This is a genomic window from Streptomyces sp. ADMS, assembly GCF_033441795.1.
GTDB lineage: Bacteria > Actinomycetota > Actinomycetes > Streptomycetales > Streptomycetaceae > Streptomyces.
This window is the reverse complement of the sequence record NZ_JAVFVX010000083.1, coordinates 20,070-34,986: the sequence shown is the minus strand read 5'-3', so window position 1 is coordinate 34,986 and position 14,917 is coordinate 20,070. Positions and strand designations below refer to the sequence as shown.

Annotated in this window: 15 protein-coding genes; 10 read left to right on the top strand and 5 right to left on the bottom strand. The window is 71.6% G+C overall.

Features of this window, described 5'->3' with window-relative positions; genetic code table 11:
• From RB628_RS29060 to RB628_RS29035, 6 genes are all read left to right on the top strand, one after another.
• Positions 1–737 (top strand): helix-turn-helix domain-containing protein (locus tag RB628_RS29060; protein WP_412180742.1); only part of this gene is annotated, 737 nt, incomplete at its 5' end.
• 52 nt (positions 738–789) lie between these two features.
• Entirely contained in the window at positions 790–1,407 is a 618-nt protein-coding gene (locus tag RB628_RS29055; RefSeq protein ID WP_318323498.1) for a Uma2 family endonuclease, read from the top strand.
• Between the two features lie 185 nt (positions 1,408–1,592).
• The gene (locus tag RB628_RS29050) at positions 1,593–2,318 is read left to right on the top strand and encodes a hypothetical protein (RefSeq protein ID WP_318323497.1); all 726 of its coding nucleotides are present in this window, start codon (positions 1,593–1,595) and stop codon (positions 2,316–2,318) included.
• Between the two features lie 9 nt (positions 2,319–2,327).
• Positions 2,328–3,227 carry an N-acetyl-1-D-myo-inositol-2-amino-2-deoxy-alpha-D-glucopyranoside deacetylase gene (mshB, locus tag RB628_RS29045; protein WP_318323496.1) on the top strand — a complete coding sequence of 300 codons (900 nt, stop codon included), beginning with the start codon at positions 2,328–2,330 and terminating at the stop codon, positions 3,225–3,227.
• Positions 3,224–3,679, top strand: coding sequence for a DUF6113 family protein (locus RB628_RS29040; protein WP_318323495.1), 456 nt, complete (start codon positions 3,224–3,226; stop codon positions 3,677–3,679). The genes mshB and RB628_RS29040 overlap by 4 nt, the downstream gene beginning before the upstream one ends.
• 156 nt (positions 3,680–3,835) lie before the next feature.
• Positions 3,836–6,235, top strand: coding sequence for a hypothetical protein (locus RB628_RS29035; RefSeq protein WP_318323494.1), 2,400 nt, complete (start codon positions 3,836–3,838; stop codon positions 6,233–6,235).
• Positions 6,236–6,414: 179 nt separating this feature from the next.
• Here the strand turns inward: RB628_RS29035 and RB628_RS29030 are convergent, their stop codons facing one another.
• Together RB628_RS29030 and RB628_RS29025 are read right to left on the bottom strand one after the other, a co-directional pair.
• Entirely contained in the window at positions 6,415–7,278 is an 864-nt protein-coding gene (locus RB628_RS29030) for a transglutaminase-like domain-containing protein (protein ID WP_318323493.1), read from the bottom strand.
• Positions 7,279–7,295: 17 nt separating this feature from the next.
• On the bottom strand, positions 7,296–8,294 hold the full coding sequence (locus RB628_RS29025; protein WP_318323492.1) for a GNAT family N-acetyltransferase: 999 nt from the start codon (positions 8,292–8,294) through the stop codon (positions 7,296–7,298).
• A gap of 141 nt (positions 8,295–8,435) precedes the next feature.
• On the opposite strand from RB628_RS29025, the gene fdxA reads away from it, so the two are divergent.
• Positions 8,436–8,756, top strand: coding sequence for a ferredoxin (fdxA, locus tag RB628_RS29020; RefSeq protein ID WP_003985062.1), 321 nt, complete (start codon positions 8,436–8,438; stop codon positions 8,754–8,756).
• Between the two features lie 125 nt (positions 8,757–8,881).
• A complete protein-coding gene (locus RB628_RS29015) occupies positions 8,882–9,973 on the top strand; it encodes a bifunctional succinyldiaminopimelate transaminase/glutamate-prephenate aminotransferase (protein ID WP_318323491.1) in 1,092 nt (363 codons plus the stop codon).
• Between the two features lie 88 nt (positions 9,974–10,061).
• Here the strand turns inward: RB628_RS29015 and RB628_RS29010 are convergent, their stop codons facing one another.
• Together RB628_RS29010 and RB628_RS29005 are read right to left on the bottom strand one after the other, a co-directional pair.
• Positions 10,062–10,514: an ATP-binding protein gene (locus RB628_RS29010; RefSeq protein ID WP_318323490.1), complete on the bottom strand. Its 453-nt coding sequence runs from the start codon at positions 10,512–10,514 to the stop codon at positions 10,062–10,064.
• Between the two features lie 319 nt (positions 10,515–10,833).
• A complete protein-coding gene (locus RB628_RS29005) occupies positions 10,834–11,808 on the bottom strand; it encodes a heavy metal transporter (protein WP_318323489.1) in 975 nt (324 codons plus the stop codon).
• A 153-nt stretch (positions 11,809–11,961) separates the two neighbouring features.
• Between RB628_RS29005 and dapE the strand changes: the two genes are divergently transcribed.
• Together dapE and RB628_RS28995 are read left to right on the top strand one after the other, a co-directional pair.
• Positions 11,962–13,041, top strand: coding sequence for a succinyl-diaminopimelate desuccinylase (gene dapE, locus RB628_RS29000; RefSeq protein ID WP_318323488.1), 1,080 nt, complete (start codon positions 11,962–11,964; stop codon positions 13,039–13,041).
• 114 nt (positions 13,042–13,155) lie between these two features.
• The gene (locus tag RB628_RS28995; RefSeq protein WP_318323487.1) at positions 13,156–13,914 is read left to right on the top strand and encodes a TIGR00730 family Rossman fold protein; all 759 of its coding nucleotides are present in this window, start codon (positions 13,156–13,158) and stop codon (positions 13,912–13,914) included.
• A 112-nt stretch (positions 13,915–14,026) separates the two neighbouring features.
• On the opposite strand, the gene folP is transcribed toward RB628_RS28995, so the two are convergent.
• A complete protein-coding gene (gene folP / locus RB628_RS28990; RefSeq protein ID WP_318323486.1) occupies positions 14,027–14,887 on the bottom strand; it encodes a dihydropteroate synthase in 861 nt (286 codons plus the stop codon).
• Positions 14,888–14,917: the final 30 nt, after the last annotated feature.

Genomic DNA, 14,917 nt, shown 5'->3' with positions numbered 1-14,917 from the left:
GCTACCTGAGCCGAACCCGCGAACGCGTCCCCGGCGGCCACATGGTCACCCGCACGGTCTCCTGCAACCAGCCCGGCCGTCACGCCAAGGGCCACACTGATCGCCGTACCGAGCCGCAGCCGGAGCCGGAGCCCGAGCCGGAGCCCGAGCCCGAGCCCGAACCGGAGCCGGAGCCCGAGCCCGAACCGGAGCCGCATCCGGGGCCGCATCCGGGGCCCGCTCCCCACCACTCGCCCGCCCCCGCCCCTGAACAGAGGGCCCCCGACCCCACCCGCCCCGCGCACACCACCTCCACCCCCGCCCCGTCCAGGAAGCGCACCCCGCGCAAGCCCCTCCCCGCCGTACCGCAGCCCGCGTACAAGGGACCGGGCCTCCTCCAGGCCGCCACCGACCTCCTCGCCGGCCTCCGGCACCACCCCGGCCTGCTCCTGTCCGCCTGCGACACGGCCCACCTCGCGCCCGGAGTCGCCGCCTGGCTGGAGCGCGACGTCAGCCCCACCGCCGTACGAAACGCGCTGACCAGCGACCTCCCACCCGAAGGCATGCGCCGACCAGCCGCCCTCCTGGCCCACCGCCTCACCGCCCAGCTACCGGCCCTGCCGCCGTTCCGCGCACCCGCCTCGCCCACAGCCGTCCGGCACCCGCTCCAGAACTGCGGTGGCTGTGAGCGTGCCTTCCGTGCGCCCGAGCCCGGTCGCTGCCGCGACTGCCGATCCGATCTCCTGGAGGCCGCCTAGCATGAAAGCGACGATCCCTGCCCCCGGGCACAGACGACGAGGAGCGAGCGCCATGACCATCGCCCCGGACGACGCGCGACAGGGCGCTTCCCGTCTGTACCGGACCATGCGGGACTTCGTTCAGTCGACGGACGACACCCTCCCCGGGAAATTCGAGATCACCAAGGAAGGAATCGTGCACGACATGAGGTCGCCGGGAGGGCCTCACGAGGTGACGGCAGCGCACGTCAGCCGCCGTCTGGAGAAGTCCATGCCGGACGAGCTGCTGGCCCACAACGGCACGCCCGACGTGGAGGACGAACCAGAGGGCATCATGCGTCACCCCGACGTCATGGTGATCGCGTGGACCGATCTGAACGTCGAGGGCTCCATCGATCCCCGTACGGTCATCGCCGCCATCGAAGTGGTCTCCAAGTCCAACCCGGAGAACGACTGGGTGACCAAGATGCGCGACTATCCTCTGATCGGTATCCCGGTCTACGCGATCTTCGATCCCCGCACCGGCACCGGCGCCGTCCTCACCGACATCCACTCCACTCCCGGCGGCCCCCGCTACGCGACCCGCAAGGACTTCGTCTACGGCGAGGACGTCACCATCGGCGACTGGACGATTTCGACGTCCGGTTTGCCGCGCTACCGGGACGAGAACTTCCAGGGGCCCGACTCCTGACCCCGCCGGGCCCGACGGCTCCCTCTCGCATTCGGAGGGGCGGGATCCGGAAGCGGACGGACCGGAATCGGACACCTTCGTCCGAGGTTGCGCCCGTCGGCTTGACCGTCCCCCGTACGGCCCGGGAATCGTGATCGTAGCCATGCCGATGGCGATGGTGACGAAGCACGAGCACGGGGGCACGCATGGCCATTCCCAGACCACAGACGCGCCAGTTCGAGGCGTTCATGACGAACCTGTCGTACGCCCGGCGCATGGTCGAGACGGGCCGGATGCTCACCCCCTTCCGGTCGCCCACGATCGACATCGACGACTTCTACCGGGCCGCGTGGGTGCAGGCGGTCGGGGCGATCGATCACTGGCTGCACGAGGAAGTACTGCGCCGCGTCGCGGAGTTGGCGGGCAGGGACAGCCCCGACATGCCGTACCAGCTGCGGATGTACGAACTGCCGCTGTTCCGGGTCGAGGCGGTGCGCCGGGGTGATGTGACGCTGGCGGATGCCGTCGTCGAGCATCTGCGCGACAAGCTGGCGGGCCAGGCGCTCCAGCATCCCGGGAAGATCTCCGAGGTGCTCAAGCTCGTGACGGAGGAGAAGGTCTGGTACGAGGCTGCGGGGCGGATCAACGACTGGTTCCAGGGCCGTACCAACCTGAACGAGAAGAAGCTCCGCAGCCGCTATTTGGAGATCACCCAGCGGCGCAACAAGATCGCGCACGACGCCGACCTGATCGACGGCGATCTCGAACAGCGCCGTCCGATCGACGAGGCCGAGGTCACCGACGCCATCGACTGGATCGAGCGCATCGCGCTGGCCATCGTGCACGTGCTCGACGCCGACAGCGACGGCGACGGTGACCACCAGGTGAACGGCGGACAGGGGGTAGCTGGACCGACGCCCGCCGCCTCGTAGGCTTGCCCCATGACGGAACTGCCCGCCCGGCGCCTTCTTCTGGTGCACGCGCATCCGGACGACGAGTCGATCAACAACGGCGCGACCATGGCCAGGTACGCGGCCGAGGGGGCCCGGGTGACCCTGGTCACCTGCACCCTCGGTGAGCGCGGCGAGGTCATTCCGCCCGAGCTCGCGCATCTCAGCGGGGCCGCCCTCGGCGCGTACCGCCTGCGTGAGCTGGACGCGGCCATGCGTGCCCTCGGTGTCGTCGACCACCGGCTGCTCGGCGGAGCCGGCAGGTACGGGGACTCCGGGATGATGGGGCTCGCCGACAACGACGACCCCGGATGCTTCTGGCAGGCGGACGTCGACGAGGCGGCCGGGTACCTCGTCGAGGTGATCCTCGAAGTGCGCCCACAGGTCGTCGTGACGTACGACCCGGACGGCGGCTACGGCCATCCCGACCACATCCAGGCCCACCGCGTCGCCATGCGCGCCGTTGAGCTGGCCGCCGAGGCCGGCTGGAGCGTCCCCAAGGTCTACTGGAACCGGGTGTCGCGTCCTGTCGCCGAGAAGGGCTTCGCCCGCCTTCAGGAGGCGCTGCCCGGGCTGCCCTTCGCCAAGGCCGGTGCGATCGGCGACGTACCGGGTGTCGTGGACGAGGACCGCATCACCACGGTCGTCGACGGGACCGCGTACGCCGCAGCCAAGGCCGCCGCGATGCGCGCCCACGCCACGCAGGTCGAGGTGGCCGAACCCTGGTTCGCCCTCTCCAACCAGCAGGCCCAGCCGCTCTTCACCGACGAGTACTACGAGTTGGTACGCGGTGAGAGCGGTGAGCGCGGTGAGGGTGTTGAGCGTATTTCTGTGCGTGAGACCGATCTGTTCGACGGGATCGCAGTGACTACGGAGGGTGGTGCGCGATGAGTGCGAACGGGAAGACCCCCGCGGGCGAAGCCCGTGGGAAGGCCGCGGCCGGAGGCAGTCTGCTGGCCCAGCCGCTCGTCGGGCCCTCGCTCGGGCGGTCGGCGGCCTACCTGGGGCTCTTCGTCCTCGCGGCCGTCGTAGGGGCCGCCGGTGCGCTTGTCCAGGCCGCGTGGTTCCCGGGCGGGCTGCTGCTCGCGCTGGGCGGGGCGGCCGGGCTGTTCCTCGGCGGGGCGCGTGCCGTCGGTACTCGCGCCGGGGCGGTCGCGCCCGCGGCCGGCTGGATGGTCTCCGTCATCCTGCTCACCGCCAGCCGCCCGGAGGGAGACTTCCTGTTCGCCGCGGGAGCCGGCTCGTACCTCTTCCTCCTCGGCGGGATGGCCGTCGCTGTGATGTGCGCCACCCTCGCCCAGACGCGGCAACCGGACGGCTCCGCCGGCCGACTTGGCAAGTGACGTACTACTTCGCCGCCGCAACCGCGTGGGGGTCCCGTGACGGTTTCCCCGGCGGTCGTGGGATACGCGCCAGGAGTGGCCAGTATGGTGGTGCGCGCCGCCGAGCTGCCCGCGTGAGGTCGCGTCGGGCGGCGGAGCCAACCGGGAGAACCTGCCTTGAGTCGTGAAACTGACAGTCCGTCCTCCGGGCCCAACGGGCGCGGAGGTGCCGCCTACCCCTCGGGGACACCGCCGTACGGCACGCCCATGGCGTCCGGCGGCGGTGCGGACGCGGGCCGTTCGGCCGCGGAGCCGGACGGGCCCAAGACCGAGACCACGCTGACGACCCGGATCCGGATCAACATCCCCGGATCCCGGCCGATTCCGCCGGTCGTCGTCCGGACGCCCGTCGCGGACACCGAGCCCGCCGAGGACACCGGGACCCATGCGCGGCCGGGGACGGGAGGCGACGGCAGAACGCCGGGCGCTCCCATGTCCAACGGCGCCGCCGAGCAGTCCGGCGAATCCCCGGCCCAGCCCGGGGAGAAGACCAGCGACTGGTTCGCGCCGCGCAAGTCCGGTGCGCCCAAGGGCGGTCCGGGCGGTGGCGCGAGCAACGGCGCCGGTCTGCCCGGTGCTTCGGGCCCCGCGCCGGCAGGCGCCCGTCCAGGCGGCCCCAACGGCACAGGACCGGCGGGCGCTTCACGCCCCGGCGGTCCCAACAGCGGCGGTTCCACGGGCTCTTCGCGCCCCGGCCTGGGCGTCATGGGCGCCGCGGGCAACGCGGGCGGCCCACGCGCCGCCGGTGGCTCCGGCAGCGGCGGCGGTACGAAGGGTGCCGGGCTCCCCGGTGCCACCGGCGCCGGTCCCGTGGCGCCGGGGCACGGCGGCGGCACCGGTTCCTTCGACGTGTCCGCGCTGGCGGCCGGGGCGGGTCCGCTGGGCACGTCTCCCTACCCGTCGGCCGGCCACCCCCGTAACGCGGGTGGCCGGCCCGGCCCGAACGCTGCCGACGGTCGTGGCGAGCCGAGCCGCGACGACCTGCCGTACTTCTCGGAGAACGGGCAGAGCGGTCCCGGCGGGCCGAACGGTCAGGTTGGCCCGAACGGTCAGGCCAACGGGTTCGGCCCGCAGCACGACTTCGCGGCCCCGAACGACTTCACGGCGGCCAACGACTTCGGTGCCGCGCAGGCCGGCTTCGGCGGCCAGAACGGCCAGAACGGCTTCGGCGGACCCGGGGGTCCGGGCGGACGTGGCCCCGCGGGCCCGACCGGCGGTCCCGTCACCGGCCATGGCCCGGTCGTCCCGCCCTTCGTCGGCGACGGCTCCATGGCCCCGGGTGCCTCCGGCACGGGCGGGCTCGCCGGTGGGCTCAGCGACGACACCGCGATCCTGACCCCGCAGAAGCATGTCTCCGAACCGGGCGTCGGCGGCTACGGCGGCTCCGTGGACAACGTCTCCAGCTCCACCCTCACCAGCGGCATGCCGGTCGTCCCGACCGACCGGAACTCGCCGTTCGGGCAGGGCACGCACTCCGACGGGCCGCTTCCGCACACCCCGCCGAAGCTGCCCGAGCCGGTGTCGCCGAACGCGCCTGCCGCTGCCACGCCCCAGGGCAAGAAGGCGAAGAAGAAGGGCCGCGGCAAGCTGACGCTGCTGGTCGTCGCCGCCTTCCTCATCGGCGGTGGCACGTACGGCGCCGGGTTGCTGATGAACCACTCCGACGTGCCCAAGGGCACCACCGTGTTCGGCGTCGACATCGGCGGCGGCACCCGTGACGACGCCGTCAAGAAGCTCGACGACGCCTTCGACGACCGGATGACCCAGGCGCTGAAGCTGTCCGTCGACGGCAGGACGGTCGACCTCAGGCCGGACCAGGCGGGACTCCAGTTCGACACCCAGGCCACGGTCCGGGCGGCGGCCGTCAGCGACTACAACCCGGTGTCGGTGATCGGCTCGCTCTTCGGGCAGCAGCGGGTCGTCGAACCCGTCATGCCGGTCGACGAGGAGAAGCTCGCGGCCGCGCTCCAGCGGGTGGCCGGCGGGGCAAGCTCGGCGAGCGACGGCACGATCAGGTTCGAGTCCGGCAGGGCCGTCGCCGTGTACGGCAAAGCGGGCAAGGGCATCGACGCGGCCAAGGCCGCCGAGTCCGTCGAGAACGCCTACCGCAGCCAGGTGGAGAGCGGCACGAGCACGCCGGTCCAGGTCCCCACCAAGGCGCAGGAGCCGACGATCTCGGACGCGGAGGTCGACCGCATGATGAAGGCGTTCGCCACTCCGGCGATGTCCGCCAACGTCATCGTCCGCGCGGACGCCGGCGCGCCGGAGGTCGAGTTCAGCCCGCAGAACTCCCTGTGGAAGTTCCTCCAGGTGAAGGCGATCAACGGCAAGCTGGTCGAGGCGTACGACAAGGCCGCGCTCCAGGAGCTGTACGGCGGCACCTTCAGCGAGGTCCTGATCGCCCGCAGCAACGGCGACAAGACCCCGGTCACCGTCGAGGACGTGATCGGTGCGCTGCGCCCCGCGCTGGTCAGCACCACCGACCGGGTCGGCGTCATCGAGACCGACCCGAGCTGATCGCTCCGCGGGGGGTGCGGTTCTTCGGCCGTGTGCCCGGTGGGGGTTGGTCGCGTGGGTTCCCCGCGCCCCTGAGGACCTCAGGGGCGCGGGGAACCCACGCGACAAGCCACAACGCGCCCGTATCCGTACCCGCGACACCGCCGAAGCTCCCACGGGGCGCCCGGGCACCCCACGACTCAGTTCAACCTGGCCCGCGCCGCCCGAGCCTGCTCCCGCATCCGCTCGGCCGCCGGCGGGTCGACCGCGGCGACAACCTCCGCATACCCCTCAAGCTCGGCCGCCCCCACCAGGAACTCCCCACGCCGCACCAGCAGCCGAGCCCGCTCGTACCGCAACCGAGCCGGGTGAGAAGGCAACAGCAGCGCCAACTCCACAGCCCACAGGGACACTTCCGACCGCTCCGGCCGCGCCGCCCCCCATGCCCGAATGTTGTTGAGCACCCGCAACACCACATTCAGCGGATCCGCAGGCACCAGCATCGACGGATCCAACGTCTCCCCCGTGGCCCCGGCCACCAGCAACTCCGCGTCACCCCCGCTCAACACCCGCCCCCCGTCGAAGGGATCGGCAAGCACCTGCTGGTCGACCGGACCGAACCCCACGACGAAGTGTCCGGGCAGCGCGACCCCGTACACCGGCGCCCCCGCCCGCCGCGCGACCTCCATCCACACCACGGACAGCAGAATCGGCAACCCCCGCCGCCGTACCAGCACTTCGTGCAGCAGCGACGACTGCAGCCACTGATAGTCGGCCGGGCTGCCACGGAACCCGTGGCGCTCGCCCAGGAGTTCGTGCAGAGCCGTCGCCCAGGAACGCGGCCCGCCCGGCCGGAACGGCAACTGCCCGGCCAGCCGGTCGAGTTCCATCTGTACGGCGTCGACGCCGGCCTCGTCCAGCGCTCTGTCCGCGACCGCGCCCATCAGCAGACACAGCGTCGTCAGATCGGGCCGCTCGGACCGCGCCTCGTCGGCGAACAGCGTCCGCAACCCGGCGGACCGCTCGGGCCCCGGAGGATACGGAGGAGGATGAGGGAAACGCATACCGGGCTCGTGCCCTCTCACGCCGATCGATAGTGGTGGTAGGAGTGATGTGCTCCGAACCCCATCCCGGCGTACAGAGCCCGCGCCCCCGAGTTGTCCTCCTCCACCTGAAGCCAGGAAGCCGACGCCCCCTCCTCCAGCGCACGCCCGGCCAGCGCGGCCATGACAGCCGTGGCCAGCCCCTGGCGCCGCTGGGCGGGATCCACCTCGACGGCCCCGAACCCGGCCCACCGCCCGTCCACGACACACCGCCCGATGGCGGCCGGCGGCTCGCCCTCGCCGCCGGGCACAGTCGCGAACCACACCGACGGCCCGCTCCCCAGCACGGCCAGCGCCACATCGCTCACACCCTTGCGCTGGTACCGCGAGAGCCACACCTCATCGGCCTCCCGTGTCAGCACCACCCCGGCCGGGTCCCCGCGATCGGCAAGAGGCGCCAGCCCTCCGACCCACAGCTCGGCCGTCACCTCACGCGTCCACCCGCGCTCCTCCAACTGCGCGCACAGCAGCTCCTGCGTGCCCTCGGCGCCGGTGGCGGTCTGGACGTAGGCGGGCAGGCCGCGCTCGGCGTACCAGCGCCGTACGGCGGCCAGCGCCTCGTCGAGGGGCAGACCGGGGTCGCCGAGCGGCAGCACCGAATTGGCCCGCCGCGTGAATCCGGAGGCCGCGCGCAGCTCCCACTCCCCGAGCCGCTCACTCTCCACCGGCTGCCAGTACCGCGCGGAGACCCGTGCCAGCTCCTCGTACGAGGCGGCTGGACCGCGACGGCGGGCGGGGGCCGCCGGGACCACCTTGCCCGCCACCAGGGACGCTGCCGCGACCTGGACGCGCTCGCCGTCGCGCCGTGTGATCAGAAGCACACCCGCGTCTTCGTCCCAGGATGTGAGAACACCTACCGTGTCGGTGAACTTCTCCCCACCGGGAGCGTCTTCGTTCAGCCGTCGAACAGAGACACGTTTGCCCACGTCAGCAGCGTCGATGCGGACCTTGAGTCGGCTGGCAGCGGAGATTTCCACAGGTCAGTTCACCCCTCCTGTATGGATCATGCCCGGGAACGGAGATACTAGGTGTGGGCATCGACGACGCCGCGCTCCCGCGCGCCAGGTGGCGGAGCCTGAAGACGGCTCGCCAGCGCCCTATCGAGGAGGAACGACAGCGTGACCTACGTCATCGCGCAGCCTTGTGTCGACGTCAAGGACAAGGCGTGCATCGAGGAGTGCCCGGTCGACTGCATCTACGAGGGCTCCCGGTCCTTGTACATCCACCCGGACGAATGCGTCGACTGTGGTGCCTGTGAGCCGGTCTGCCCGGTCGAGGCGATCTTCTACGAGGACGACACTCCGGAGGAGTGGAAGGACTACTACAAGGCGAACGTCGAGTTCTTCGACGAGCTCGGCTCGCCCGGCGGCGCCAGCAAGCTGGGACTGATCGAGCGCGACCACCCCTTCATCGCCGCGCTGCCGCCGCAGAACGGCTGAGAGCGGCCCGCACAGCCTGCGCCGCCTCGGTCCCGTACGGCCTGATCACCTTGATCGCCGTACGGGACCGAGGCGTTTGCCGTACGCGTGTACGTGTACTTCGTACTGGAAAGTGAGCCAGATCCGTGTCCGCAGTGTCCGACCGCCTCCCCACCTTCCCCTGGGACAAGCTGGAGCCGTACAAGAAGACGGCTGCCGCGCACCCGGACGGCATCGTCGACCTGTCGGTCGGCACTCCGGTCGACCCGGTCCCCGAGCTGATCCAGAAAGCGCTGGTCGACGCGGCGGACTCCCCGGGCTATCCGACCGTCTGGGGCACGCCCGAACTGCGTGACGCGCTCACCGCCTGGGTCGAACGGCGACTCGGCGCCCGGGACATCACCCATCGCCACGTCCTCCCGGTCGTCGGTTCCAAGGAACTGGTCGCCTGGCTCCCGACGCAGCTGGGCCTGGGCCCGGGTGACAAGGTCGCCCACCCGCGCCTGGCCTACCCGACGTACGAGGTGGGCGCCCGTCTGGCCCGTGCCGGGTACGAGGTCTACGACGACCCGACCGAGCTGGACCCGGCGAACCTGAAGCTGCTCTGGCTCAACTCGCCCTCGAATCCCACGGGCCGGGTGCTGAGCAAGGAGGAGCTGTCGAGGACGGTCGCCTGGGCCCGTGAGCACGGCGTGCTGATCTTCTCCGACGAGTGCTACATCGAGCTGGGCTGGGAGGCGGACCCGGTCTCCGTACTGCACCCGGACGTATGCGGCGGCTCGTACGAGGGGATCGTGTCCGTCCACTCCCTCTCCAAGCGCTCCAACCTCGCCGGCTACCGCGCCGCGTTCCTCGCGGGTGACCCGGAGGTCCTCGGCCCGCTGCTGCAGATCCGCAAGCACGGCGGCATGATGACCTCGGCGCCCACCCAGGCGGCGGCCGTGGCCGCGCTCGGCGACGACACGCACGTCCGCGAGCAGCGCGAACGGTACCTGGCCCGCCGTACGGCCCTGCGCGAGGCCCTGGTGCGGCACGGCTTCCGCATCGAGCACAGCGAGGCCAGCCTCTACCTGTGGGCGACCCGGGAGGAGTCCTGCTGGGACACCGTCGCCCACCTCGCCGACCTGGGCATCCTGGTGGCGCCGGGCGACTTCTACGGCACGGCGGGCGAGACGTTCGTCCGCGTGGCCCTGACGGCGACGGACGAGCGGGTGGCGGCGGCGGTCGCCCGCCTGTAGGCGGCCCGAGCACTGACAGCAGTACGACGGAGGGGCCCGGGGAAGACTCCCGGGCCCCTCCGCCATCACCTGGTCACCGCTGCTCGGGTCAGCCCAGCGGCAGACCCTGCAGGGGCAGCTGGCCGGCGCCGGGCAGGCCCTGCGTGGGGAGCGCGTCCGTCGGCAGGCCGCCCTGCGTGGCGGTCTGCGCGGTGTCGCCGACGATGTCACCGGCGCCGCCCGCCGCTCCGCCGGCCGTCTTCTGCGCGACGGGCGTGGCCTGCTTGGCGACCTGGCCGCCGGTCGTGCCCGCCGTCGGCATGGACTTCTTGACCGCGTCGCCACCGGCTTCACCCGCGAGCCCGGAGACGTTCTGAGCCGCGCCGTCGACGGTGCTGCCGACGTTCGCCCCGTCCAGGGCGGTCAGACCGCCGAGGTTCGGGGTGGCCGGCAGGCCGGCGGGCGCCGCGCTGGCGGAGCCGGCCGCACCGACCCCGGCTGCCGCTCCCGCTGCGACGAGCAGCGCTGCACGGGCGATCCGGCGGGTCAGGGGGAGGGACATGTTGCTCCTGAGTGTCGGGTGACTGTTGATCGTCCGGACTCGGACGCAGTGACTACCGCTCGAAGCCCCCTGAAGGTTGCGGCGCCCCAATGTAAAGAGTTGGCAATGCGTCGCATTATCGGCTGTGGATAAAAGCGGGCAAAGGCCACCCGGTCCGAAAGTCGGGTGAATCCCGGGGGTGCGTTGCAGCCCTTTGTTCGCAAGGGTTCTGGCGGATACGGCGTGGACGTGGGGGTGACTCGGCGAAAACCCGCGCAGACTTCTGTCGGGACCGGACAGGAGTAACCCGCACGGGTGACGTCCCGTACTCCTGCCCGTACTACCGGGCGGTGACGATCCGGACCGCGTCCGTGCTCTTGCCGGTGCCCTTCTCCGTGGTGACCGGGAGCCACTCGCTGTCGGTGTTGCCGGCCGTCCACCGGCGCCCCGCGTACGAGACGTTCTCGATGTGCAGGGCGGAGGCGTTGGCCACCGCCCAGTGCGCCAGCTGCCAGCCGCGCTGGCGGACCGTCGTCCCGGCGGCCGTGGCGGTGTCCGGGGGCACGGGAAGGGTCACCGTCCGCCGCTCGGCGGCCGTCGTCGCGGTGGGGGAGGGCGTGGGGGCGGCGGCCTCGCGGCCCACCTCCGCGGCGGCCACGGCGAGCACGTCGCGGCCGAAGTCCCGTACGAGCGCTGCCCGTACGGCGTCCGCGCCGCCGGTCGGGGTGGCGGCCGGGCGGCCCTCGCAGGTCAGGGTGGCCGCCGCACGTCCGGTCAGGGCCGCTGCCAGCAGCGTGGCGTCCGGCTCGTGCTTCGCGTACGCCTGTGGGTAGCCGCTGCGCTGCACGCGCTGCGCGGCCACGGTGAGGGGGAGGCGGGAATAGCCGGAGACCTTGACGAGATGGTCGTAGAACTCGCCCGCCGCATAGGTGGGGTCCATGATCTCCTTCTCTGTTCCCCAGCCCTGCGAGGGCCGTTGCTGGAACAGGCCCAGTGAATCCCGGTCGCCATAGGTGATGTTGCGCAGCCCCGACTCCTGGAGGGCGGTCGCCAGCGCGATGGTGACGGCCCGTTCGGGCAGCCCGCGCGCGGTACCGACCGCGGTGATCGTCGCCGCGTTGACCGCCTGCTCGGGGGTGAACTCGTACGTGGCTCCGTCCCCGCCCGCCGAGACGACCTCGCAGGCCGGATCGCCGGTGCCGCCGGTGACGTACTGCACCGCGAGATAGCCCGCGACGGCGAGCAGGACCAGGAAGGACGCCCCACGACGGAGGAGGCGGCCACGACGCGTGTGGGTGGGGGACGGCTCCGGCATCCGTCCAAGGTACTGGAGAGTAGGGAGTGCGGCTTCCGTGTCCGATGTGGAGGGGTGGCCAGAAAGAGGTGAAGAGATGGTGTGGGAGTGGGGCGGTGGGGCGGTGGGGCGGTGTGCGGTGGTGCGGCCGGGCGGCGCGTTAGGGTCGACGGCATGGCCGATACCCCGCTTGACCTCACGCTGGACGCCGCTCGCCTGACCGCGTGGCTCGTCGACTTCCCCTCGGAGAGCGGCAGCGAGAAGCCGCTCGCGGACGCGATCGAGACCGCCCTGCGCGACCTGCCCCACCTCGCGGTCGAGCGGTTCGGCAACAACGTCGTCGCCCGGACGAACCTGGGCCGTCCGGAACGCGTGATCCTGGCCGGGCACATCGACACGGTTCCGATCGCCGACAACGTGCCGTCGAGGCTGGACGAGGACGGGGTCCTGTGGGGCTGCGGCACCTGCGACATGAAGTCGGGGGTCGCCGTGCAGCTGCGGATCGCGGCCACGGTGCCGGCACCGAACAGGGACCTGACCTTCGTCTTCTACGACCAGGAAGAGGTCGCGGCCGAGCTGAACGGCCTCAGGCATGTGGCCGAGGCGCACCCGGAGTGGCTGGAGGGCGACTTCGCGGTGCTGCTGGAGCCGTCCGACGGCCAGGTCGAGGGCGGCTGCCAGGGCACGTTGAGGGTGCTGCTGAGGACGGCGGGGGAGCGGGCCCACTCGGCGCGCAGCTGGATGGGCTCCAACGCGATCCACGCGGCGGCCCCGATCCTGGCCAAGCTCGCCTCGTACGAGCCGCGTTACCCGGTGATCGACGGGCTGGAGTACCGGGAGGGGCTGAACGCGGTCCGTATCGGAGGCGGGGTGGCGGGCAACGTCATCCCCGACGAGTGCGTCGTGACCGTCAACTTCCGCTACGCGCCCGACCGTTCGGAGGCCGAGGCCCTCGCACATGTCAGGGAGGTCTTCGCGGACTGCGGAGTGACGGAGTTCGTTGTCGACGACCACAGCGGGGCGGCCCTGCCCGGCCTCTCCCACCCCGCGGCGGCGGCCTTCATCGAGGCGGTGGGCGGCACCCCGCAGCCCAAGTACGGCTGGACGGACGTGTCGCGCTTCAGCGCGCTCGGCATCCCCGCCGTCAACTACGGCCCGGGAAACCCGCACTTGGCGCACAAGCGGGACGAACGGGTGGAAACCGGAAAGATCCTGGCGGGCGAGCAACGGCTGCGGGCCTGGCTGACGTCATGAACCGACAGGGGGACGGAACGGCGCTTCATGGCAGACATGCCCACGTCCCCCCTCCGTAACCGGCGGAGATCTACGCTGAGGTGGAACGACAGCAGGCGGAGGAAGGGAGCGGCCATGGCCAACGGCAACCCCGAGGGCAGGAAGCAGCCACGGGAGGAGCAGCGGCTCGGACCGGTGCTGCGCAGGCGCGAGCAGATCCAGGCGAGCACCACCGACCAGCGTCTCCTCGACGCGGGCGGCCCCTCCGACTGGGTCCACACGGACCCCTGGCGGGTGCTGCGCATCCAGTCGGAGTTCATCGAGGGCTTCGGCACCCTGGCCGAACTCCCGTCGGCGATCAGTGTGTTCGGCTCTGCGCGTACTCCGGTGGACTCGCCGGAGTACGAGGCGGGAGTGCGCCTCGGGCGTGGCCTGGTCGAGGCCGGGTTCGCGGTGATCACGGGCGGTGGCCCGGGGGCGATGGAGGCGGCCAACAGGGGTGCGTGCGAGGCCAAGGGCGTCTCGGTGGGGCTGGGCATCGAGCTGCCCTTCGAGCAGGGCCTGAACCCCTACGTCGACATCGGTCTGAACTTCCGGTACTTCTTTGTGCGAAAGATGATGTTTGTCAAGTACGCACAAGGCTTCGTGGTCCTGCCCGGCGGGCTCGGCACCCTGGACGAACTCTTCGAGGCGCTGACCCTGGTCCAGACGCAGAAGGTCACCCGCTTCCCGATCGTCCTCTTCGGGAGCGAGTACTGGGGTGGCCTGGTCGACTGGCTGAGGAACACGCTGATCGCCCAGGGCAAGGCGTCGGAGAAGGACCTGATGCTGTTCCACGTCACCGACGACGTGGACGAGGCGGTGGCGCTGGTGTCCAAGGAGGCGGGGCGCTAGCACTGCCTGAACGGGCCTCGTCCTCAAGGCCGGAGGGGCTGGATAGCAGCCCCTCCGGCGTTGGGAAGCCCGGGGAAACCGGGGGAAGCCCGGGGAAGATCAGGGAAACCCCCTACGCCAGCCCCCGTCGCGCCACCGCGGGCGGGCGGTGCCCCGCGAGCGACGCCACCATGTCCAGCACCTGCCGCGTCTCCGCGACCTCGTGGACGCGGTACACGCGCGCCCCCAGCCACATCGACACCGCTGTCGTCGCCAGCGTCCCCACCAGCCGTTCCTTCACCGGTTTGTCCAGCGTCTCGCCGACGAAGTCCTTGTTGGACAGGGACACCAGCACCGGCCACCCCGTCTCCACCAGCTCCCCCAGCCGCCGCGTCGCCTCCAGGCTGTGCCGCGTGTTCTTCCCGAAGTCGTGCCCGGGATCGATCATCACCGACTCCCGCGGCACCCCCAGCGCGACAGCCCGCTCGGCCAGACCCACGGTCACCCGCAGGATGTCGGCCACGACGTCCTCGTACGCCACCCGGTGCGGACGCGTCCGGGGCTCCGCACCGCCCGCGTGCGTGCACACCAGCCCCACCCGGTACCTCGCCGCCACCTCCGCGAGCCGCGGATCGACGCCGCCCCACGCGTCGTTCAGCAGATCGGCGCCCGCCTCGCACACGGCCTCGCCCACGTCGGCCCGCCAGGTGTCCACGCTGATGATCACGTCGGGGAAGCGGCGGCGCACCTCCGCCACGAAGCCGACGGTCCGCCGCGCCTCCTCCGTCGCCGTCACCTCTTCGCCCGGCCCCGCCTTCACCCCGCCGATGTCGATGATGGCGGCACCCTCCGACACCGCCTGTTCCACGCGCGCGAGCGCGGGCTCGTCGCGGAAGGTGGCTCCCTGGTCGTAGAAGGAGTCCGGGGTCCGGTTCACGATCGCCATGATCACCGGCTCGTGCGTGCCGAACTCACGCCTGCCCAGTCTGAGCATCGCCTGTGACCTCTCCTAGTGCGTTCCCGG